General features: G+C 70.4%; 21 protein-coding genes. 3 read left to right on the top strand and 18 right to left on the bottom strand.

The window, feature by feature from the left end; translation table 11 throughout:
• Nucleotides 1–2 precede the first annotated feature (2 nt).
• From acs to D571_RS0111465, 6 genes are all read right to left on the bottom strand, one after another.
• Nucleotides 3–1,961 (bottom strand): acetate--CoA ligase, encoded by a 1,959-nt coding sequence (acs, locus tag D571_RS0111490; RefSeq protein ID WP_026287811.1) that lies wholly within the window; start codon nucleotides 1,959–1,961, stop codon nucleotides 3–5.
• Nucleotides 1,962–2,054: 93 nt separating this feature from the next.
• Nucleotides 2,055–2,807 carry a 3'-5' exonuclease gene (locus D571_RS0111485; RefSeq protein ID WP_018936836.1) on the bottom strand — a complete coding sequence of 251 codons (753 nt, stop codon included), beginning with the start codon at nucleotides 2,805–2,807 and terminating at the stop codon, nucleotides 2,055–2,057.
• Between the two features lie 8 nt (nucleotides 2,808–2,815).
• Nucleotides 2,816–4,705 (bottom strand): putative nucleotidyltransferase substrate binding domain-containing protein, encoded by a 1,890-nt coding sequence (locus D571_RS0111480; protein WP_018936835.1) that lies wholly within the window; start codon nucleotides 4,703–4,705, stop codon nucleotides 2,816–2,818.
• 182 nt (nucleotides 4,706–4,887) lie between these two features.
• Nucleotides 4,888–6,657 (bottom strand): sodium:solute symporter family protein, encoded by a 1,770-nt coding sequence (locus tag D571_RS0111475; protein WP_018936834.1) that lies wholly within the window; start codon nucleotides 6,655–6,657, stop codon nucleotides 4,888–4,890.
• 7 nt (nucleotides 6,658–6,664) lie between these two features.
• A complete protein-coding gene (locus D571_RS0111470) occupies nucleotides 6,665–6,925 on the bottom strand; it encodes a DUF4212 domain-containing protein (protein ID WP_018936833.1) in 261 nt (86 codons plus the stop codon).
• Between the two features lie 41 nt (nucleotides 6,926–6,966).
• Nucleotides 6,967–8,841, bottom strand: a complete 1,875-nt coding sequence (locus D571_RS0111465; protein ID WP_018936832.1) for a DUF294 nucleotidyltransferase-like domain-containing protein — start codon at nucleotides 8,839–8,841, stop codon at nucleotides 6,967–6,969.
• Nucleotides 8,842–9,074: 233 nt separating this feature from the next.
• Here D571_RS0111465 and D571_RS0111460 point away from each other — a divergent pair, with 233 nt between their 5' ends.
• Nucleotides 9,075–9,650, top strand: coding sequence for an RNA ligase partner protein (locus tag D571_RS0111460; protein ID WP_018936831.1), 576 nt, complete (start codon nucleotides 9,075–9,077; stop codon nucleotides 9,648–9,650).
• Between the two features lie 103 nt (nucleotides 9,651–9,753).
• Nucleotides 9,754–11,199 carry a D-alanyl-D-alanine carboxypeptidase/D-alanyl-D-alanine-endopeptidase gene (gene dacB / locus D571_RS0111455; protein ID WP_026287810.1) on the top strand — a complete coding sequence of 482 codons (1,446 nt, stop codon included), beginning with the start codon at nucleotides 9,754–9,756 and terminating at the stop codon, nucleotides 11,197–11,199.
• 31 nt (nucleotides 11,200–11,230) lie between these two features.
• Here the strand turns inward: dacB and D571_RS0111450 are convergent, their stop codons facing one another.
• Both D571_RS0111450 and D571_RS0111445 read right to left on the bottom strand, forming a co-directional pair.
• A complete protein-coding gene (locus tag D571_RS0111450; RefSeq protein ID WP_051076185.1) occupies nucleotides 11,231–11,893 on the bottom strand; it encodes a DUF2459 domain-containing protein in 663 nt (220 codons plus the stop codon).
• A 26-nt stretch (nucleotides 11,894–11,919) separates the two neighbouring features.
• Nucleotides 11,920–12,471 (bottom strand): hypothetical protein, encoded by a 552-nt coding sequence (locus tag D571_RS0111445; RefSeq protein WP_018936828.1) that lies wholly within the window; start codon nucleotides 12,469–12,471, stop codon nucleotides 11,920–11,922.
• 101 nt (nucleotides 12,472–12,572) lie between these two features.
• On the opposite strand from D571_RS0111445, the gene D571_RS0111440 reads away from it, so the two are divergent.
• Nucleotides 12,573–13,052: a YhcB family protein gene (locus D571_RS0111440; RefSeq protein ID WP_026287808.1), complete on the top strand. Its 480-nt coding sequence runs from the start codon at nucleotides 12,573–12,575 to the stop codon at nucleotides 13,050–13,052.
• 33 nt (nucleotides 13,053–13,085) lie between these two features.
• Here D571_RS0111440 and D571_RS0111435 read toward each other — a convergent pair whose 3' ends face one another.
• The 10 genes from D571_RS0111435 to D571_RS0111390 all read right to left on the bottom strand — a co-directional run bounded on the left by D571_RS0111435 (nucleotide 13,086) and on the right by D571_RS0111390 (nucleotide 21,750).
• Complete coding sequence (locus D571_RS0111435; protein ID WP_018936826.1) at nucleotides 13,086–13,481, bottom strand: hypothetical protein; 396 nt, start codon at nucleotides 13,479–13,481, stop codon at nucleotides 13,086–13,088.
• A gap of 67 nt (nucleotides 13,482–13,548) precedes the next feature.
• Complete coding sequence (locus tag D571_RS0111430) at nucleotides 13,549–14,304, bottom strand: glycosyltransferase family 2 protein (RefSeq protein WP_018936825.1); 756 nt, start codon at nucleotides 14,302–14,304, stop codon at nucleotides 13,549–13,551.
• Nucleotides 14,305–14,317: 13 nt separating this feature from the next.
• On the bottom strand, nucleotides 14,318–15,040 hold the full coding sequence (gene fabG / locus D571_RS0111425) for a 3-oxoacyl-ACP reductase FabG (RefSeq protein ID WP_018936824.1): 723 nt from the start codon (nucleotides 15,038–15,040) through the stop codon (nucleotides 14,318–14,320).
• Nucleotides 15,037–15,483, bottom strand: coding sequence for a hypothetical protein (locus D571_RS0111420; protein ID WP_018936823.1), 447 nt, complete (start codon nucleotides 15,481–15,483; stop codon nucleotides 15,037–15,039). Before D571_RS0111420 ends, fabG begins: the two co-directional genes overlap by 4 nt.
• Entirely contained in the window at nucleotides 15,480–16,277 is a 798-nt protein-coding gene (locus tag D571_RS0111415) for a beta-ketoacyl synthase chain length factor (protein ID WP_026287807.1), read from the bottom strand. Before D571_RS0111415 ends, D571_RS0111420 begins: the two co-directional genes overlap by 4 nt.
• Complete coding sequence (locus D571_RS0111410; RefSeq protein ID WP_018936821.1) at nucleotides 16,274–17,464, bottom strand: beta-ketoacyl-[acyl-carrier-protein] synthase family protein; 1,191 nt, start codon at nucleotides 17,462–17,464, stop codon at nucleotides 16,274–16,276. The genes D571_RS0111415 and D571_RS0111410 overlap by 4 nt, the downstream gene beginning before the upstream one ends.
• On the bottom strand, nucleotides 17,461–19,884 hold the full coding sequence (locus D571_RS0111405; protein ID WP_018936820.1) for an MMPL family transporter: 2,424 nt from the start codon (nucleotides 19,882–19,884) through the stop codon (nucleotides 17,461–17,463). The genes D571_RS0111410 and D571_RS0111405 overlap by 4 nt, the downstream gene beginning before the upstream one ends.
• 6 nt (nucleotides 19,885–19,890) lie before the next feature.
• Nucleotides 19,891–20,538 carry a LolA-related protein gene (locus tag D571_RS0111400; RefSeq protein ID WP_018936819.1) on the bottom strand — a complete coding sequence of 216 codons (648 nt, stop codon included), beginning with the start codon at nucleotides 20,536–20,538 and terminating at the stop codon, nucleotides 19,891–19,893.
• Nucleotides 20,516–21,409, bottom strand: coding sequence for a hypothetical protein (locus D571_RS0111395; protein ID WP_018936818.1), 894 nt, complete (start codon nucleotides 21,407–21,409; stop codon nucleotides 20,516–20,518). The genes D571_RS0111400 and D571_RS0111395 overlap by 23 nt, the downstream gene beginning before the upstream one ends.
• Nucleotides 21,406–21,750: a hypothetical protein gene (locus tag D571_RS0111390; RefSeq protein WP_018936817.1), complete on the bottom strand. Its 345-nt coding sequence runs from the start codon at nucleotides 21,748–21,750 to the stop codon at nucleotides 21,406–21,408. The genes D571_RS0111395 and D571_RS0111390 overlap by 4 nt, the downstream gene beginning before the upstream one ends.
• Nucleotide 21,751: the final 1 nt, after the last annotated feature.

The raw sequence follows: 21,751 nt of genomic DNA, 5'->3' as shown, positions 1-21,751 counted from the left end.
CGTCAGGCCTTGCCCTGCAGCTGCGGGATGACCGCCTCGTTCTCCAGGGTGGAGGTGTCCGAGGTGATCTCCTCGCCCTTGGCAATGGAGCGCAGCAGGCGCCGCATGATCTTGCCGGAACGGGTCTTGGGCAGACCGTCGGCGAAGCGGATGTCGTCGGGCTTGGCGATCGGGCCGATCTGCTCGCCCACCCATTCGCGCAGCTCCTTGACCTTGCGTTCGGCTTCGTCGCCGGTCAGGCGGTCGTGCTGCAGGATCACGAAGGCGACGATGGCCTCGCCCTTCACGTCGTGCGGACGCCCGACCACCGCGGCCTCGGCCACGTCGGGGTGCGCGACCAGCGCGGATTCGACTTCCATGGTGCCCATGCGGTGCCCGGAGACGTTGAGCACGTCGTCGATGCGGCCCATGATCCAGAAGTTGCCTTCCGCGTCGCGGCGCGCGGAGTCACCGGCGAGGTAGTACTTGCCGCCGAACTTGGGCCAGTAGGTGTCCTTGTAGCGCTGGTCGTCGCCCCACACGGTACGCAGCATCGACGGCCAGGGCTTCTTGATGACCAGGTAGCCGCCCTCGTCGGCACCCAGGCTGTTGCCGTCCTCGTCCACCACGTCGGCGTCGATGCCGGGCAGGGCGCGGGTGCAGGAGCCCGGGACCAGGGTGGTGGCGCCGGGTATCGGGGCGATCATGTTGGCGCCGGTCTCGGTCTGCCACCAGGTGTCCACGATGGGGCAGCGCTCGCCGCCGACCTCGCGGTAGTACCACATCCACGCCTCGGGGTTGATGGGCTCGCCCACGGTGCCCAGCAGGCGCAGTTTCGACAGGTCGTACTGCTCGGGCAGGTCGGGGCCGGCCTTCATCAGCGCACGAATGGCGGTGGGGGCGGTATAGAACACGGTGACGCTGTGGTCCTGGCACATCTTCCACCAGCGTCCGGCATCCGGCACGGTGGGCACGCCTTCGTAGACCACCTGGGTGGCGCCCACCGCCAGCGGGCCATAGGCGACGTAGGTGTGGCCGGTGATCCAGCCGACGTCGGCGGTGCACCAGAAGATGTCGTCGCCCTGCAGGTCGAAGACCCACTCGTTGGTCAGGATCGCGCCCAGCAGGTAGCCGGCACTGGAGTGCTGAATGCCCTTGGGTTTGCCGGTGGAGCCGGAGGTGTAGAGCAGGAACAGCGGGTGTTCGGATTCCACCCACTCGGGTTCGCAGTCGACCGATTCGCCGTCCACCGCGTCTTCCCACCAGACGTCGCGGCCTTCCTGCATGGTCACGTCATTGCCGGCGCGCCGGCAGACGATCACCTTCTCGACCTCGGCGGGGTTGCTGGCCAGCGCCTTGTCCACGCCGGCCTTCAGGCCCACTACCTTGCCGCCGCGCTCGCCGCCGTCGGCGGTGATGATGACGGTGGCGCCGGAGTCCACCACGCGGTCGCGCAGGGCATCGGCGGAGAAACCGCCGAACACCACCGAGTGGATCGCGCCGATGCGGGCGCAGGCCTGCATGGCGATCACGGCCTCGGCGTTCATCGGCATGTAGATGACCACGCGATCGCCCTTCTCCACGCCCATGCCCTTGAGCGCGTTGGCCAGCTTGCCGACCTCGTTGTAGAGCTCGCGGTAGGTGAGGTTGCGGGTGTCGCCGTTCTCGGCCTCGAAGCGGATCGCGGTCTTGTTGCCGCGGGCTTCGAGGTGGCGGTCGATGCAGTTGTAGGAGACGTTCATGCGCCCGTCGGCGAACCAGCGGAAATGCGGCGCGTTCGAGCTGTCCAGCCCTTCGGTGAATTCGCTCTGCCAGTCGATCTTCTCGCGCGCCAGGTCGCACCAGAAGCCTTCGTAGTCGGCCCGGGCCTTGTTGTGCAGGGCCTCCACGTCTTCCGGCTTGAGCCGGGCGTTCGCGGTGAATGCCGCCGGCGGTTCGAAATGGCGGGTCTCGGTGAGGGTGGACTCGATGGTGTCACTCATGCGGGCCTCCATGTTCTGCGTGGTTCCAGCGGATTCGTTGGGGGTATGGGTCTTGTCGGCGCGAGGATAGCATGCCTGCTGGCCGTGTCCGCCCTACCAGAGCCGGGCGGGACGGAACAGTACGCGTCCCAGTGCGAGTGCCCCGGTCGGGTCGCGTTCGGCCACCAGCGCGGCAAACAGCTCGGCCGCGCCGAGGGCGTCCAGCAGGGCGTCGTGGGTGCGCCGGGGCGGCAGGTTGTAGTCGCCGCGCAGGGCGTGCAGGCGCAGGCCACCGGCACTTACCGGACGGCCGGCGCGGCGCCGGGCGGTCTCGGCCAGGCGCAGGGTGTCGACCACCGGCAGGGGCGGGCGGGTGCCGTAGCGCCGTTCGCAGGCTCGGGCCAGAAAGCCCAGTTCGAGGGCCGCGTGGTGGGCGATCAGCACGCGGCCGTCGAGCGCGCGGAACAGGGCGTCCAGGGCCTCCCCGACGTCGACCCCGCGGGCGGCGTGTTCATCGGTGATGTGGTGGATCACCGCGCTTTGTTCCGGGACCTCGCGGTCCGGGCGCACCAGCACATAGTCGGCGGTGGCCAGATCGATGGCCGTGCCCTCCAGCGCCACCCAGCCGATGCTGAGGATCGCGTCCTGCTCCGGTTCGAGGCCGGTGGTCTCGATGTCCACCGCGAGGAAGCGGGTGCGGGCCACCGCCTGCGCGGGCGCCGGCGGCGGGGTCTCCAGGCAGTCGCGCAGCGGGCCCGCCGGGGTCTGCAGCCGCGCGCGGTTGCGGGCTCGGCAGAAGCGCCAGTACCCGGGGGAAAACCAGGCGGCGGCCCGGGCGAACGGGCAGGCCTGGCCGGGCGAGGCCATGGCGGTGCTCATGCCTGCCCCTCGCCCCCCAGCGACGCCCGGGCGGCCTGCGCCACGCGCACGAAGGCGGCCTTCAGTCGGCTGCGTTCCAGCCCCGTGAGCGTGGTCGGATCGACGTGGTTGTCCGCGGACTGGCCGGCGGCGATCCGGCCCGCCTGGTGGCGCGCCCGCACGCCTGCGATGAAGCGGAAGGCCTCCTCCAGCTCGCGCGCCGTGTCGTCCGTGAGGATCCCGGCGTGGGCACTGGCGCGCAGCCGCTCGGGAGTGCTGCGGGCATCCGCCCGGGCGCGCAGGGCACATACCCGGGCCAGCGCCACGATCGGCAGCAGGCCGCGGCGCTTGAGGTCGAGGGCCGGGCTGTGTTCGCCGTCGTGTTCGAGCACGAAACGGCGGAAGAAACCCAGCGGTGGCCGCAGCTCGCGCGCCTGCAGGGCCATCGCGGTGTGGATGCTCTCGTGCCGGTAACCGAGCTCCAGCGCCTGCTGGCGCAGGGGCGTGAACAGGCTGTGGCTGCCGTGGATGACCCGCAGGTCGAGATAGTGCGCGGCCAGCCGGGCGTCCTGCGCATCCGGCCGGGTGAACACCCGCTCGAAGGCCGCATGCCAGTCGCGCTCCGGGCCGCGCCAGGCGGCGTGGGTGGGATCGACCCCGCCGGGGCAGCGCCGGATGCCACAGGCGTCCAGTCCGTCGGTCACCTCGCGGGCGAGGGCGGCGAACCATTCTTCCGCCTCGTCCGGGGCATCGTCCGCCCACACCAGCGCGGTGTCCTGGTCGGTGTGCGCCAGCTGTTCATGGCGGCCCTGGCTGCCGCTGGCCAGCCACGTCCAGGTGGCCGGCGCGGGGCCCAGGCGCTCCTCGGCCAGTTCCAGCAGGCGCCGGGTCAGGGTGTCGATCACCAGGGTCAGCACCTGGGCGCAGCGCAGGGCATCCACCCCGGCCTCGCTCAACTGCTGCTGCAGCCGGGGCAGGGCCTGCATCCGCAGGCTCAGCTCGGCCGGCGAACCCGCGCGGCGCAGGTCGCGGATCAGGTGGATTGCGCTGGTCCCCTGGTGGCGGATCAGGTCGGTGCCGGAGAGGATCCCGGCCAGGCGCTCGCCGTCGGGTTCCATCACCGGCAGGTGATGGATGTCGCGGCGCGCCATCTCCAGCAGGGCCTCGAACGCCGGGGTGTCGCCGGTGACGGTGACCAGTTCGCGCGTCATGCGTTCGCGTACCGGGGTGTCGGGCGGGATGTCCTCCGCAAGGACGTGACGCAGGTCGGTGTCCGTGAGCATGCCGGCCGGTCGGCCGGGGGGCTCCCCGTCCTGCAGGAGCAGCGCGGAGACATCCGCCCCGGTCATGCGGCGGGCGGCCTCGCGCAGCGAGATGCCGGCATCCGCCTGCAGGACCTGGGGGCTCATCAGCGAGGCCACCGGGGTGGTCAGCAGGGTGGTGCGGCCGTCGGCGGTGCCGAGGTTATCCCGCTCGCCCATGTCGCCACAGTCGTCGTTGTCCGGCGCGGACAGTCCGCCGGGGGCGCGCAGGAAGTCGCCCAGAGCGGGGTGGTGGAGGGCGAGGTCCTCGGCCCGCGCCTGCGGCAGGTGATACACCAGTGCGTCCTCGGTCACCCGGGCGTGACCGCCGGAGCCCGTGGCCGCACACTCGCCGCCAGTCACGCGTGCCACGTCGCCCTCGCCGAGACGGTCGCACAGGGTGTCGCCGGCGTCGAACAGCTCGATCGCCCCGGTGTGAACGATCCACAGCCCGTCGCCGTTCTCGGCGGGTGGAAACGCCGCGCCGTGGCGCAGGTAACGCAGGGTCAGGCGCCGCACCATGGCGGCGCGGGCCGGGGCGGGCAGTTCCGCGAGATCCGGCGCCTGATCGAGGAAGTCGCGGATCTCGTCGAGTTCGGCGGTCATCGCGCTGCTCCGTGGTGGACGGGGAGGTTGCGAGGATCGTCCGCAAGCCCACGTCGATGGACTTGGGGACGATCCCCTTGCGGGGATCGCCGCGGGCCCGGCCGTGGTGGCCGGACCCGCGACGGCCCCGGGATCATCCAGCGATGATCCCGGGGCCAGTTCCGGGCGCACCCGGGAGTGGATCAGTCGGCGCGCGGCACCCGCACGCTTTCCACCAGCTCCTGGATGTCCTTCGGCGGCGGGGCGGTCATCTTCATCACGATGTAGGCGGTGATGAAGTTCAGGGCCGCACCGATGGGGCCGAAGCTGGACGGGTTGATGCCGAGGATCCAGCCATCCTGGTTGTCCGGCAGCATGGCCGTCTCGGGGAAGAAGAACCAGCCCTTGTACAGGAAGATGTACAGCAGGGTGCTCACCAGACCCACCAGCATGCCGGCGATCGCGCCTTCGCGGTTCATCTTCTTCATGAAGATGCCCATCATCAGGGTTGGGAACAGTGAGGCGGCCGCAAGTCCGAAGGCCAGTGCCACCACCTCGGCCGCGAAGCCCGGTGGATTGAGCCCGAGATAGCCGGCGAACAGGATGGCGACGGCCATCGATATGCGTCCGGCCAGCAGCTCGCGCTTCTCGCTGATCTTCGGCGTGAAGACCCCCTTGAGCAGGTCATGCGAGATGGCCGACGAGATCGCCAGCAGCAACCCGGCCGCGGTGGACAGCGCCGCCGCGATCCCCCCGGCCGCCACCAGGGCGATCACCCAGCCCGGCAGACCGGCGATCTCGGGGTTGGCCAGCACCATGATGTCACGGTCCAGCTCGACGATCTCGCTGCCTTCCCAGCCGTATTCCTCCTCGGCGTAGGCGGCGAACTCCTCGTCCTCGTCGTTGTAGTACTGGATCACGCCGTCTTCGTTCTTGTCCTCGAACTCCAGCAGGCCGGTCTGTTCCCAGCGCTCCATCCAGGCCGGCTTGTCCTCGTAGGCCAGGTGGCCTTCCTCGGTGCCGATCTCGCCCGGATGCACGGTGTTGACCAGGTTCCAGATGGCCATCGCGCCCACCGCCGGGGCAGTGGTGTACAGGATGCCGATGAAGACCAGCGCCCAGCCGGCCGACTTGCGCGCATCGCGCACGCGCGGGACGGTGAAGAAGCGGATGATCACGTGCGGCAGGCCCGCGGTCCCGATCATCAGCGCCAGGGTCAGCAGGAACATGTTGAGCATGCTCATGCCACCCTCGGTGGCGGTGTACTGGGTGAAGCCCAGTTCCACCATGGTGTTGTCCAGGGCCTCCAGCAGGTAGGTGTCGGAGCCCTGCAGGGTGGAACCCAGGCCCAGTTGCGGGATGGGGTTGCCGGTCAGGGTGATGGCGATGAACACCGCCGGCACCGTGTAGGCGAAGATCATGATCACGTACTGCGCGATCTGGGTGTAGGTGATGCCCTTCATCCCGCCGAGCACGGCGTAGATGAACACCACCGCCATCCCGGCGACCAGGCCCACCGCCAGCGGCACCTCGAGGATGTTGGAGAAGGCGATCCCGACGCCGCGCATCTGCCCGATCACGTAGGTGATGGACATGGCCAGCAGCGCGATCACCGCGACCACCCGCGCGGTCTTCGAGTAGAACCGGTCACCGATGAATTCCGGCACCGTGAACTTGCCGAACTTGCGCAGGTAGGGGGCCAGCAGCAGGGCCATCAGCACGTAGCCGCCGGTCCAGCCCATCAGATAGGCGCCCCCGGTGAAGCCGAGGAACGCGATCAGGCCCGCCATGGAGATGAAGCTGGCCGCGGACATCCAGTCGGCCGCGGTGGCCATGCCGTTGGCGACCGGGTGGACACCCTTGCCCGCCACGTAGAATTCGCTGGTCGAGCCGGCGCGGGCCCAGATCGCGATGCCGATGTAGATCGCGAAGGTGATGCCGACCACGATCAGGCTGAGAATCTGTTGATCCATGGTCGGTTTACTCCTCGTCGACGTTGAACTTGCGGTCCAGCACGTTCATGCGCCAGGCATAAACGAAGATCAGGACGATGAAGGTGTAGATCGAGCCCTGCTGGGCGAACCAGAAGCCCAGCGGATACCCGCCCAGGTAGAAGTTGTTCAGTGGCGCGGCGAGCAGGATGCCGAGCACGAACGACACGAAGAACCAGATGCCGAGGCAGATCGCCAGAAGGCGAAGGTTCGCCTTCCAGTACGCCTCGCGACTGAGGTCTTGCGACATGGTGTTGCTCCTCTTTTCGTAGGTATGGCGCTGTGGTGGCCTCACAGCTGGTACTGCACCGCGAGCTGCCCCTGCAGCTTGCGGGCCTGGCGGAAGGATTCCTTGAGCACCCGTCCCTCCAGGGCGCCCAGTTCTTCCGGCCGGATGCGGCTGTCGTCCTCGCGGCCCTCGCGCAGGGCCTTCTGCTGCGCGCGCAGGCGCAGCATCTGCAGATAGCGCAGGGCCGCGTGATAGTCGGCGGCGTCGCCGGGGCGCATGGCCTCGGCGCTGACCGCCTGGTCCATGCGCTCGTGGCTGCCGGTGGCCGGCAGTTCGGCGGCGAGTGCGATCACCCGCGCGCCGTCGACGAACGGGGTCAGGCCCTGTTTCTTCACGTCGATGCCCTCGGCCCCGGCGCGGATCTCGCCGAACAGGCCCAGCGGCGGGCGGAAGGCCTGCTGGTTGGCGGCCATCTGCCGGCGAAAGCGCGAGTTGTAGGCGGTCTTCTGCAGCAGGAAGGTGCGCAGCGCCTCCACCGGCGAGGCGTCGCCGTCCACCGCGCGCAGGTCGAAGAAGATGGTGCTCTTGAGCAGGTGTTCCGGGGTGCCCTGTTCGATCCAGCGGGTGAAACGGGCCTCCCATTCCGGGCCGCTGAGGCAGCACTCCGGATTGCCCGCCATGATGTTGCCGGGGCACAGGGTGAAACCGCATTCGGCCAGTGCCCGGTTGACGGCCTGCGCCCAGGGCAGCAGGCGCGCGCGGATCGCATCCTCGTCGCCCGGCTCGGCATCGAACAGGATGCCGTTGTCCTGGTCGGTGATCAGCGCCTGTTCCTCGCGCGCCTGCGAGCCGAACGCCAGCCAGGTGAAATCGATGCCCTCGATGTCGTACTGCGGGCGCAGCAGGGCCAGCACCCGGCGGGTCGCGTGTTCGTTCAGGCGCGTGATCAGACGCAGGACCTGATCGGCCTCGGCGCCCTGGGTGATCACCGCCTCCACCAGCCGCGGGACCTGGCGCAGGCGCGCGGCGATCTCGTCGACCGCGGTCGCCTGGCGGATCTCGCGCACCAGCCCGTCGAGGGTCAGCGGCTGGCGGGTGAGCAGGTCGCGTTCGCCCAGCACCCCGGTCAGGCGGCCGTCGCGGACCACGCACAGATGGGTCATCCCGTGCTCGGTCATCGCCTCGATGCCCTCGAAGCCCGGGGCGTTCTCCTCCAGCGCGACCGGGTCCGGGGTCATCACCGCGCGCACCGGCGTATCCAGCCCGATCCCTTCCAGCGCCACGCGGTTGAGCAGGTCGTGCAGGGTGAAGATGCCCACCGGTGCATGTTCGGCATTCACCGCGACGATCGAGCCCACGCGCTGGTCGCGCATGGTGCTCAGGGCCTCGCGCAGCGAGGTCTCCGGGGTGCAGGTGACCGGTTCGCGCGCCAGGCGCAGTGCCAGCGGCGTGTTCAGCTGTCCGCCGCCGGCGGCATCCTGCGCGCTCAGGCTGTCCAGTCCCTGGTGCAGGCGATCCAGCAGGTTGGCCAGACGCCGCGTGCAGAAGTCGTTGAACACCCGCGAGCGGGCCCGCAGGCGGTCGAAATCCTCCAGGCTCAGTTCCAGGCACAGGGTATCTTCGGCCGCGCGATGCACGGTATGCACCGCGCGGCGGCCGAGCAGGGCCCCGATCGGGAAGCATTCGCCGGGAATCAGCTCCCAGGCGTTGCCGGAGAGCTGTTCGTCCTCGCTCGGGCTCTCCCCGCGGATGCGTCCCTGACGGATGATGTGGAAGCGCTGCGCCGGCCCCGCCTCCGGGTCGGTGATGCGCGCCCCCTGTTCGTAGAAGCGCGTCTGCAGGCGCGGCAGCAGGAATTCCAGCGCGTCGGCCTCGAGCTGGTCGAAGGGCGCGTGGGCGCTGAGAAACTCGCGGGTGCTGTCGAGGGCGTCGGACATCGTGTCGGCTGCGGGAATCGGCGTTCCGCGCCCTTTGCAAGTCGCGGGCCAGTGATTCCGGGCCCTCAAAAACAGTGGCTTGTGAAACGTCAGGGGTGGCCGGTGTTACGTGACGTAACACCCGTCGTTACGCCGCGTAACGGCCCGTAACGCCCCGGCGTAACACCCCGGTTGACCCCCTCGCGGGGGGTATCGATGATGGGAGCCCGTCCCACAGCCACCGGAAGGTCCCCATGCGCCGCTTCGTGCTGGACACCAGCGTCTTCACCAACCCGCACGTCTCGGCGCAGTTCGGCGAGACCCCCGAGGCGGTCCTGCAGCAGTTTCTCCGGCTCGCGCGCGACTGCAGCGCGGAGTTCTACATGCCGCTGTCGGTCTACGAGGAATTCCGCACCATGCGCGATCTCGAGCCGCTGGCCGCGGATTTCGAGACCGTGGTCTGGGTGCGCTCGCCGCGTCGCTTCGCCCTGACCCTGCCCAGCGACATCCTCTACGAGTTCATCGACGAGGTGCGTACCCGGATCGACCGCGGCCTGCGGATCGCCGAGGAGCATACACGGCAGGCCGGTGCGGCCGAGTCCCTGCGCCCGGAGCTGATCACCCAGCTGCGCGAGCGTTTTCGCGAGGCGATGCGCAAGGGTCTGGTGGACTCGCGCGAGGACGTGGACGCGGTGCTGCTGGCAATGGAGCTGGATGCCGAACTGGCGACCGCCGACCAGGGCATGCGCAAGCTGGGCAATCGCATGGGCATCAAGCTGGTCACCGCCGAATACCTCGCCGGGGTCATGGAGAACCTCGCCGGGAACTGATCTGCGACATCGTCCGCTCCCGATGCCCCTTGCAGGCCGCCGGGCCGCTTGCCTGCGAGCGCGCGGCCGCGAATACTGGGCATTCCGCTTTCCGTAAAGAGTGATGGCCGCTTCGATGAACCGTCCAACCCGTGTGCTGTGGGGCGTGCTGTGCCTGCTGCTGATGTCCTCCGTCCCGGCCGCGGCCGAATTCGAACGCCTGCCGGGGGCGCTCAAGTCGGCGATCGAGGAGCAGGGCCTGTCACCACGCTCGGTAGGGCTGTGGGTGGAGCGCGCCGGGGACGATCAGGTGCTCGCCCAGTTGAATGCCGATCGCGTCTTCAATCCGGCCTCGACCATCAAGCTGGCCACCTCGCTGGCGGCGCTGGATCAGCTGGGGCCGGATTACACCTGGAGGACCGAGCTGTGGGCTACCGGCGAGGTGGTGGACGGCGTGCTCCATGGCGATCTGGTGGTGCGCGGAACCGGCGACCCGGGCATGGTCAACGAGGAACACTGGCGGATGCTCGGCAAGCTGCGCCGCGCCGGGGTGAAGCGCATCGCCGGGGACGTGATCCTCGATGCCTCGTTCTTCGACGTTGGCCCGCAGGATCCGTCGGCCTTCAACGGCCAGCCCCTGCGGGCCTACAACCAGGGTGTCTATGCGCTGCACGTCAATTCCAACGCCCAGCGCATCCACGTGCGTCCGGAACGCGGAGGGCGCAGCGTCCGGGTGGAACTCGACCCGCCGCTGCCCAATGTCGAGATCGACAACCGCCTGAGCCCTGCCCGCGGAAGCTGCAGAGGGTTCCAGCGCGGGATCGAGATCGAGGCCGACAAGGACGCCGGGCGGCTGATCCTGAAGGGCGAGTATCCGGCGAACTGCGGGGACTACGAACTGCTGCGTTCGGTGACCGACCCCGAGGCCAACCAGGCCGGGCTTTTTCGCCTGCACTGGGAACAGTGGGGCGGTGAACTGGACGGCGAGATCCGTTCCGGACGTTTCACGCCCCTGCAGGAGGAACCGCTGGTGACGCACCGTTCGCGCCCACTGGCGGATCTCATCCGGGTCTCCAACAAGTGGAGTTCCAACGTGATGACCCGGCACCTGATGCTGACCCTCGGCAGCGAGCGTTTCGGCCCGCCGGCCACTACGGAAAAGGCGCGCGAAGCCCTGGTGCTGGCGCTGCGCGAACTCGACGTGGGCGTGGGTGGCATGGTGGTCGACAACGGTTCCGGGCTGTCGCGTCACGCGCGCATGTCGCCGTACCAGCTGGGCGAGGTGCTCAAAGCGGGCTGGGATCATCCGCTGCGACCGGAATTCCAGTCGTCGCTGGCGCTGGCGGGGATCGACGGCACCCTGCGCAATCGCTTCAACAATGGCGACGAACGCGGCCACATGCACCTGAAGACCGGTCATCTGCGCGAGGTCTCGGCGGTGGCCGGCTACGTGCGTACACAGAGCGGAGACGACGTGCGTGTGGTCCTGATGGTCAACGACGCGCGGGCCCATGTCGGTCCCGGGCGCAGCCTGCAGGAGGCCGTGCTGGGCTGGGTGCGGCAGCTGTAGCTGTAGCCGGGCCCGCAGTGTGCGCGCCGGGTCAGCAGTCCGGGTCCGCAGCCGGTTCCTCGTCCGGCGCGGCCGGGCAGACCTCCCAGCGCGACAGGATCGGCGGGCGGGCCACCCGTACCTCCAGCTCGGCCAGCCACAGCGCGATCATGCGGTTGGAGTTGTGGCGCAGGCTGTAGCCTGTGGGGTGTTCGACGAAGGCCATGTCCCAGGCGGCCATCTCCCGGCGGTCTTCCCGGCCCCGTCGCCAGAGTTCTTCCAGATCCTCGCGCAGCACGGCGGCATCCTCGGCGTTCACGGTGAGGGCGTGGGTCTCGCGCACCGGCACGCGCAGATCACGCCTCAGGGCGGCCTCTGGGTCCTCCCCGGTGAGCACCTGGCGACCGAGGGCCGCGCGGGTCGGCCAGGCCAGCGCGGCCAGCGCGCTGAACGGGCCGGTGCGACGCTCGGCGTAGAAGCGCCAGTCGCCGTAGGAATAGCGCAGCCAGTGTTCGCCGTCGCCGTCGCGCAGCATCAGGCTGGTGTGGCGGCCGTGATCGATCAGCAGGACGCGGGCCGGCGGGTCGGGGTCCGCCGGCGGCTGGATCTGTACCGGGGCGCAGGCGGTCAGTGCCAGCAGCAGGGGCAGCAACAGGAGATACGGGGCGCGCAGGCTGTTGCCGCGCAGGTGCAGCGATGTTCGGATCGCTTGCATGGCCACGTACATCGACGAGCGTTTCCTTAATGCCGTTCCAGCTTGCCCAGCTCGCTGAGGATGGACTGCACCAGGCTCTCCCCCTGCGGACCCATGCCGCGGCACAGCGCCTCCGGATCGCGTTCCCCGTCCACCAGGCGTTTGGTGATCCCGCCCAGCCGGGCCATGTCGCCGCCCGCGCGGGTCATCTGCTCGGCCATCTGCGACAGCCAGTGCAGCGACTGCGGATCCCCGCGCGAGGCCCCGTGGATCATCTGTGCCAGTCCCGGGGCGGCCTGGGCGGCGTCGGCGGTCTGATCGGGGTCGGGCAGCGTCGACGGATCCTGGAGGCCGGCGAGGATGGAAGACAGGATGGCCGTGTCCTCCTCGTCCAGCCCGTTCAGCAGGGACGGGTCCCGCTGGCCGTCCAGCACCTGGCGGATACGCGCGACCAGCTCGGTCCAGCCACCCTGGATGGCCTGTTCCAGCACGGGCTCGAGTTCCTGCCGGCTCTGCGGATTCTGGCAGGCCTGCACCACCAGATGGATCAGGGTGGCGTGGGCCTGCCGGATCTGTTGCGCGCGCGGCGACTCCTGCATCGGGAAAACCTCGGTTTCGGGACGTGTGCCGAGGGTAGCATGTGCTTTCACGCGAAGCGTCGGGCACAATGGCCGGAACCGGATTGCAGGAGGTGAGAGTGGTGGAGGAACAGACGGCAGTCGGGCTGTGGGTGGCCCTGGGTATCCTGGCGATCGTGGTGGCGGCGCTGGTCGGATTCTGGGTCGGCCGGGTGACCAGCGACGAACGCAAGCTGATCCGTCAGCTGGAGGAAGAGCTGGACCAGCGCATGCAGGAACTCACCCGCTACCGCTCGCAGGTGAACGATCATTTCGATCGCACCGCGACGCTGTTCGCCAGCATGGCAGGCACCTATCGCGACCTCTACCATCACCTCGCGCAGAGCGCCGAGGAGCTGGCCGACAAGCCCACCCGCGAACGTCTGGAGGATCGGGCGGGCAAGATGCTGGCGAATACCCATCAGCAGGACTACGAGCCCGGATCCGGCAGTTCGAACGACGAACGGGCGGGGACGGCGGAACGACTTTCCGATGCGTCCGACCCCGAGGAGGCCGGCGAGCGCCCGCGGCCATCCGAGCCGGAGCGCCCGCGCCCCGACTGACCGGGGTGCGGGGCGCCGCGGCTGCAACGGGGACTACAGACGCGACAGTTCGGCGCGGATGCGGTCGTCGAGGTTCTCGATCCACCGGTTGTAGTTCGGATGGATCTGGCCGTTGGCGTGGTCGAGGTTGGTACTGTCCTTGTAATCGATCCGGTACTGCCCGTCGGAATACGGAATCTCCACCACTGCCGTGTGGTCCCGCACGCGGATCGCGCCTTCCAGAACGCCCGGTTCGATCTCTTCCATCTGCCAGCCGAGGTGGGCACCGGCATTGCGGATCGCCTGTGACATCTGTTCGGCATCGGGGCTCTCGCCGCGGGCATCGGTGATGGTGGTGTCGCTGACGTTGTGGACCGGAACGGTGCCGCGGCAGCCGGCGACCAGGACCAGGGCAACGACGAAAATCAGGATCAGGGTCTTGTAGCGCATGGCTCCCTCCGGAGAAGCGGGTACGGACGTCACGAGTGCGGCGTCCCGATTGAGTGTATGGGCGGGCTCACGGGTTTTCCACCGGGTCCGCGACCTGCGGGTGGCGCAGTGAACGCCACAGTCCGAGTGGACGCATCCCGCGGCGCAGCAGGTGACCGGCGACCATGAAGATGATGCGCAGGGTGTCGGCCGCCGGCCGGAAATGGCTGGGGCGGCGATCCTCGGGATAGATGCAGCGTACCGGCACCAGACGCGCCGGAAAGCCGTGCCGTTCGGCCGCGATCAGCGCCTCGCTCTCGAACACGAACGAGCGGCCGCGCCCGTGGGGGATGCGCATCTGCCGCAGCAGGTCGGCGGGGTACAGGCGAAAGCCCGACTGCGAATCGCGCAGTGGCTGCGACGAGGCCCAGCCGATCCAGAAATCCGCGACCCGGTTGCCGAACAGGCGCAGCGGCGGGGTGCGTTCGCGTTCCTTCAGCCGGGCGCCGAGGATCAGGTGTCGGGGTTGTTCCCGCCACGCGGCGATCAGCGCCGGGATCTCCGTGGCGTCGTGCTGGCCGTCGCCGTCCAGGGTGACGACCGCGTCGGCGCCCTCGGCCACCGCCTGCTGCATCCCGGCCCACAGGGCACCGGCCTTGCCGCGATTGGGTTCCAGGCGCAGGACCTCGGCATGGGTGGCCGCCAGGGTGGCGGTGTCGTCGGCGGAGCCGTCGTCCACCACCAGTACCCGGTCGACCTGCTCCCGCGTGGCGGCGGTCACCGCCTCGATGGTCGCGGCCTCGTTGTGGGCCGGGATCACGGCGAACACGACGGGGGCGGTCATCGGCGGGCCCGCTTCAGGCCAGGGCGCCGTTGATGCCGATGACCTGCCCGGACACGTAGCCGGCGGCCTCGGAGGCGAGATAGCCCACCAGCCCGGCGACCTCGGCGGGCTCGCCGGCGCGGCGCATGGGCACCATGCGGCGGATGGTGTCGGCATCGAACGCGGATTCGCTCATCGGGCTCTCGATGATCCCGGGCGCGACCGCGTTGGCGGTGATGCCGCGACTGGCGACCTCCTGGGCGAGCGACTTGATCGCCCCGTGAAGACCGGCCTTGGCCGCGGCGTAGTTGGCCTGGCCGCGGTTCCCGGTGACCCCGGCCACCGAGGTGACCGCGATGACCCGTCCCCAGCGGGTGGTGATCATCGGCAGCAGCGCCGGCTGGATCACGTTATAGAAGCCGTGCAGCGAGACCTCCAGCGGCCGGCGCCACTGTTCCGGCGTCATGCCCGCCAGCGGGGCATCGTCGTGGACCCCGGCGTTGTGCACCAGGATCTGGAACGGGCCGCGGGCGATCTCGGCCTCCAGCGTCGCGCGGGTGGCGTCGGCATCGGTGATGTCGAAGCCCAGCACCTCGGCCCGGCCGCCGTCGGCGCGGATTTCTTCGGCGACGCTCGTGGCGGCCTCGGTGTTGCGGTTGGCATGGACGAAGACCTCGCAGCCGGCAGCGGCGAGATCCCGGGCGATGGCCGCGCCGATGGCGCCGCTGCCGCCGGTGACGAGTGCGCGTCGCGTCATGGGGTCTCTCCGGGTTCCAGGATGACCGTCGCGCGGGCGGCCAGCAGCGGTTCGCCGGCCGCCTCCACGGCGAGATCGTAGATCGAGCTGCGGGCGTCGGCCATCACCTGGCGGGCATGGATCTCCAGCGGCGCGTCCAGGGTGTCCAGGCGCCGTGCGTGGATCTGCAGGTCGCGCACCGCGGCGAGATAGCCCGCGCGGGGTGGTGCGCCGTCGCTGTCCGGGGCGCCCAGACTGCCGTGCACGGCCATCGCCTGGGCACCGTATTCCAGTGCTGCCAGGGCGTGCAGCCCGTGTGCACCACGCAGCGGATTGTCCGGATCGCGGTGCGAACGGGCGCGGCAGTGGATGGCGTCGGCATCGTGGGCGACGACCTCGTCCAGCAGGCTCATCGCGCCGGCATGCGGCAGGCGCTCGCGGATGGCGCTCGCATCCAGCGTCATGGGGTGTCCTCCGCGGACTCTTCCACGTGCACGGCCAGCGAACGTCCGGCGGGTGCCTCCAGCACGACCTCCTGCGCATGCGCGCCGGCCAGGCGCTCCAGCAGGGGCAGACAGCGGGCGGCCGGGTTGGTGTCGCGCAGGGCCTCCAGTGCATCCGCCCGGCAGCGGGTCTCCACGGCCTGCGGTCGGGGTTCCAGGCGCAGGCGCCAGGGGGCACCGGCGACCGGTCCCAGGCGCAGGCCAAAGGCGAAATGCTCGTGCACCGGGCGGACCTCGCGGAACAGCTCCATCGACGGCACGTCATAACAGACCAGGAGGACCTCGCCCCCCTCGGCCAGTTGCAGGGTCACCGCCTCCAGCAGCCCGGCGGCCACCGTGCCGGTAAAGCCGGACAGCGCGGTGGCCGGGGCCGGGTTGCGGGTGGCGATGGACCAGTTGCCGGCCGGGGCATTGTGCACCGAGTTGTGGAACTGCATCGGCGAGACCGCCGGGTCCGGCTGGGTCAGGGTCTCGCAGATGCGGTCGATGATGTCCATGTCGCCGCTGGAGGAGGCGAACACGCTGCGCATGGACGTGCGGTCGCCACCTTCGCTGGCCTCCTCGGCCGCGTGCAGGGCCAGGCGGATGGTCTGCGTGGTACGCCGTCGCTCGTTGGCGGGCAGCAGGCTGGTGGGCGGGATCTGCACCGGTGCGTACAGGTGCTCCTCGCGCCCGGCGAGGATCTCGCGCGCCGACGGGAAATCCGTCAGCCCCGGCCCGATCAGCCCGACCGCGTGGATGCCGACGGGATTCAGCACGGGGCCTCCAGCAGCAGCGAACAGTTGTTGCCCCCGAAACCGAAGGCGTTGAGCATCACCCGGCGCACCGGGCGTGCCTCGCTGGTCGCGCGCGCATCCAGGTCCAGCTCGGGATCCGGGTCGGTCAGTCCGGCGGTGCCGGGCACGAAGTCGCCGGCCAGACTGGCGAGCGCCTGGGCCGCGCCCACCGCCCCGGCCGCGCCCAGGGTGTGTCCGGTCAGGCCCTTGGTGCCGGCGCAGCGCGCCTGCGGGCCGAGGACGTCGGCCAGCGCGCGGGCCTCGGAGCGGTCGTTGGCGGGGGTCGCAGTGGCGTGCATCAGCACGTAGTCCACGTCGGTGCCCGCACATCCGGCGCGCTGCAGGGCCTCGCGCATGGCCCGCGCCGCGCCCGCGCCCTCCGGGTGGGGCGCGGACATGTGATGGGCGTCGCTGGATTCGCCGTGGCCGGTCAGGCGCGGGGCATCCGCCGGGGCGTCCTCCTCGCGTTCCAGCAGGAAGAAGCCGGCGGCCTCGCCGATGGAGATCCCGCGCCGCTGCCGGTCCAGCGGGGTGCAGGGCTCGGGGGCCACCAGCTGCAGGGCGTTGAAGCCGTACAGGGTCATCCCGCACAGCGAGTCGACCCCGCCGACGATGGCCGCGTCGCAGACCCCCGCCCGCAGATGACGCCAGGCATCGGCGAACACCTTGGCGCTGGAGGAGCAGGCGGTCGAGACCACCATCGCCGGCCCGTTCAGACCCAGGCGCGTGGCCACGTAGTCCGCCAGCGAATACATGTTCTGGGTGTGGCGGTAGTCGTAGTCGGGCGGCAGGGCACCGGTGTCCGGATCGCGCCGCCGGTAGGCTGCCTCGGTGGCCGCGATCCCCGAGGTGCTGGTACCCAGCAGTACCGCGACCCGGTCGGCGCCGTGGCGACGCACCGCGCCGGCGACCGCGTCGAGGAAGCCGTCCTGCTGCAGGGCGAGTTCGGCCAGGCGGTTGTTGCGGCAGTCGAACGCCGCCAGCTCGCCCCCCAGCGGGTGGTCCTCCAGGCCATCGACACGGCCGATGAAGGTCTCCAGATCCACGTCGGGCAGGTCGCAGCGCCGCAGGCCACTGCGCCCCTCGCGCAGCGCGGCCGCGCCCGCGGCGTTGCCGGTGCCGGCCGCGCTGGTCTGGGTGTGGGCGGTAATGGCCAGGGCATTCATGGAAACGGTTGGATCCTCGAGCGCAATGACCCCGGCCCGGGGCCGGAGGCCTCGGACGTCGGGGGCGGGTTCACGGGACGGGCCAGCAACAGGGCCGCCATGTAGGAAAATACCACGCCCAGGGCCACGGTGAGACCCAGGGCACGCAGCACCGGCAGGCTGGACAGGGCCAGCAGGGCGAACACCAGACCGGTGGACAGGGCGCACAGGGTCACCGAGCGGCGGGTGCGCCGGGCCTCGTCCGGCTCCATGGCGCCCGGGCGGCCGAGGAATACCGCGTAGTCCAGCCCCAGCCCGATCACCAGCATCAATGCGATCAGGTGGAACAGGGTCAGCTCGATCCCGAGCAGCAGCAGGCTGGCGGTGGTCAGCAGCAGACCGGCGGCGACCGCGGTCACGATGCGCAGGCTGCGCCCGGGATCGCGCGTCAGCAGCCACAGCAGGGCGGTGACCGCCAGCGCGGCCAGGGCCAGGCGAGTCAGGGCCGCCGTGCGGAAATCCGCCACCATGGCCTCGGTGGTGGCGCGCAGGTCGACCAGTTCGACCCGGGTGCCGGCGGCTGCACTGTGGCGGTCGATATGCCCGCTGACGGCGTCGGCGTCGTTCAGCCCGCGCAGCAGCACCTGTCCGATCCAGGCCCGTTCATGCCCCGCCGCCGAATGCTCTCCCGGGGCCAGCAGCAGCGGTTCCAGCGCCTGGCGCAGTGGCCCGTCGGGCAGGCTGGCAGGGGTCACCGGGTCCATCGCGCGACTGCGTTCCACGTCATCGAGAAACGGCGTGAAGGCCTCGGCCTGAAAGCCGTGGTCCCGCACCGCCCGTTCCACGTGTTCGGCCAGGGTGTCGCGCTCGGGCAGGGCTGCCTGACGTTCGCGCTGGGTCGCGGTGTCGGGCAGGATTCGCGCGGGATGCTCGAAGCCGGTGATCGCGCCTTCCTCGCGCAGCGCCTCCAGTGGTTCTTCCAGCGCGCGCGCTTCCTGCAGCACGGCGTCGGCCGATTCCGCCCGGATCAGCAGCAGGTGACGCACATCCGGAAGGCCCAGGGCATCGCGCAGTTCCCGGTCCAGGGCAATGGCCTCCTCGGGGACCGGGTTCAGCGCGGTGAGCTGGTCGTTCCACGGGAAGGGGTCGCGGCTCAAAAGCACGGCCAGCGCAGCGAGCACCGCCACCAGGAGCAGGCCGCGGCCGGCCAGCTGCCCGCGGTATGACGGTGAGGGCAGGGGCAGTCGCGGTTCCGGCAGGCCCTTTTCGCGTGCGCCGCGTGGCAGCAGCGCCGGCAGGACCCAGCGGGTGACTGCGGCGGCGACCAGGATGCCGGTCAGCACGAACAGGCCCAGCTGGGCCATGCCGGGGAACGAGGTCGCGGCCATCAGCGCGTAGACCAGCGCGGTGGAACCGGCACCCAGTACCAGTGCGGGCCACAGTTCCCCGGCGACCCGTGCGGCCCCCCGGCGGCCGGTGTGCGCGAACAGATGCAGGGGGTAGTCCAGCGCGACCCCCAGCACGGTGATGCCGAAGGCCAGCGCGATCCCGTGCAGATGGCCGAAGACCAGCGTGACCACGGCCGCCCCGGCGAGGATCCCGCTGCCCAGCGGGATCGCCGCCAGCCACACCGGATGGGGGTGGCGGAAGACCACCAGCAAGAGCACCGCCAGCGCCAGCGAGGCGGCGAGGCTGAAGGCAGTGACCTCGGCGCGGATGCGCTCGCGCGATGCCACCGCGATCGCGGGCGGCCCGGCCTGCAGCAGGCGCAGGTCGGCGTCCTCCAGGGCCGCGAATTCCTGTTCGACGCGCTGCAGCAGGCCGGTCTGCTCCTCCAGGCCCTCGGCCGCCGGCGCGATGCGCACGACCAGCAGGGCCCGCTCGCCGGCCGGGTCGGTCCATACGCCGTGTTCGCCGCGGGTCGCGTCGCCGAACGGGTCGCGCAGGCGCTCGCCCAGTTCCAGCAGTTCGCCGGTGGGGTCGCGCGGGATCAGCTCGCGCGGCATCGCCGGCACCGCGCTGGAAAGGTCGTCGCGGCGCTCGGCGAATGCGCTGTCCAGGTGTTCCCGGGAGAAGCGCTCGGGGGTGACCGCCGGGCTCAGCAGGTAGCGCAGGTCGAGGATCGCCTCCAGCGCCTCGGGGTCGAAATCGCCGCGTCCGTTATGGACGCCGGCGATCGCCGCATCCCCGCGCAGGGCGTCGGCGAGTCCGTCGGAGGCCGCGGCCCGCTGTGCGGCATCGCCGCCCTCGATGGCCAGCAGCAGCTGGCGGGCGCCCGGCCCGGCGTCGATGTCCAGCGGAAGTCCGGCCTCGGCGCCGGGGTCGGGCATGAAGCGTCCGAGATCGGTGGCCATCTCACCGCGCAGACCGAGGATCAGGGCCGCGATCAGCAGGCCGGCCAGCCACAGCGCGACCGCGGCGCGCGAGGGGAGGGAGGGCATCGGCGGTCAGTCGTGCTCGGCGGGGGGGGCGGGGGACGGGTCCTCGGCGTCTTCGGTCGCGAACTCCATGCGGCTGGTGCGGTTGCCCGCCTCCCAGGTGTCCACGCGCCGGATTACCCCTTCGTGGCCCTGGATGGTGATCTCGATGATCGCCCGGCGCAGCGCGCGGTCACGCGGGCGCAGCTCCAGTTCCCAGGCGTCGAGATCACCGTCCAGTTCAACCTCGAAGCCTGCCTCCAGGGCCTCGCGGTCGCCCTGCAGCAGGCTGCGGAACAGCCCGGCGAAGGCCTCCAGCCCGGGTTGTTCGTCCAGACGGATCTCGCGCACCGAATCGTCCCGGGTCAGGGTCAGCTCACGGCCCTCGATGCGCACGTGCTCGCCACGCCGTCCGTCGGTCTCGCGGATCAGGGTGTCCGGGGGCTCGAACGCGATGCGCCCGCTCTGGCGCTCGCGTGACTCCAGCATCGGTTCCTGGCGGACCTCGCTGAAGTCCATCTGTGACGGCTCGTCGAGGGTCAGGGCCGCGAGGATCGCGTCCAGGTCGTCGGCCGCCGCGGTCGGCAGCGCCAGCCACAGCGGCGCAAGCAGAGCGAGCAGCGCCAGGCGGACGGGTCCGCGCGGGCGAGGGTGGTCAGTCGTCTTGCCAGAAGTCATAGAAGTTGAACCAGTTCCAGGGGGCGTCCCGCACGTGGGCCTCCAGACGCCGGGCATAGTGGCAGGTCCATTCCTGCAGCACCGCGTCGCGCTGCGCGCGCGGGGCCTCGATGCGGTCGGCAAAGCGTTCGAAGACGACATCGTAGCGGTTGCCGCCGCGATACAGCCCGAAGCACAGGATCACCGGCACCTTCAGTACCGCGGCCAGCAGCATCGGCCCCATGGGGAAGACCGCGCGGTCGCCCAGAAATTCGCACTCCATCGTGCGATCGTTTTCCACCACCCGATCGCCCAGCATGCCCACCATCTCGCCGCGTTCCATCGCCTCGCGGGCGCGGATCAGGGTGTCGGTGCGTCCCAATGGGATCACGCTGCGGGCGACCTCGGGGTTGAGCGAATCCAGCAGCCGGGTGATCACCTGGTTGTGGTCGGCATCCATCAGCACCCGTACGGGAAAGTCGTTTTGGCCGACGGCCAGCGCCCGCAGGGCCTCGAAGCTGCCCAGATGGGCCCCCAGCAGGATCGCGCCGTCCCCGGAGTCCAGAGCCTGGTGGAAGATGTCGGTCCCGTGCACCCGGATATCCAGGGCCTGTTCGCGCCCGGCGAGCAGGAACACCCGGTCGAGGATCACCGTGGCGAAGCTGTGCAGGTGGCGGGCCACGTCGCGAATGCCCGGCGGCCGGCCCAGCACCCGGCGCAGATAATGCCGGCTGTGGCGCCGGGCACGCGGCGCCAGCAGCAGGAAATAGGCGGTGATGGGGTACAGCAGCAGGCGTCCGGCCGGGCGCCCCAGATGCAGCGCGATCCACAGGATGATGCGCAGGGCCAGGGGGCTGCCGCGTTCCTCCTGAGCGCGCCAGCCTGCAGTCATGGCCCGGGTGCCGTGGGGTCGGGGCGGTGCACCGGTCCCGGGGCCAGCTGGCCGGCGCACAACAGCGTGTCGGAGCCGTCGTCGCGCAGACAGCGAAAGGCGTGCCCGCCCCGGCGTCCGGGATCATCGATCTCGATCCGGAAGGGCACCTCGGGCGGCAGCGGCGCGATGAACTTCACCTGCGGGAAACGCCCGGGCGCCTCCAGGCCGAGTTCGGTGGCCGCCTGCGCCACCTGTTCCAGGATTACCACGCCGGGCACCACGGGATGACCGGGGAAATGTCCGGGCAGTGCCGGATGGTCGGCGGGGATGCGGTGGGTCCGGCTGGTCAGGGTGGCCATC

Origin of the sequence: Thioalkalivibrio sp. ALJ24, from assembly GCF_000377785.1 — a bacterium.
Classification (GTDB): domain Bacteria; phylum Pseudomonadota; class Gammaproteobacteria; order Ectothiorhodospirales; family Ectothiorhodospiraceae; genus Thioalkalivibrio.
The sequence above is the reverse complement of the archived record's forward strand: the minus strand, read 5'-3'. Positions and strand labels throughout refer to the sequence as shown.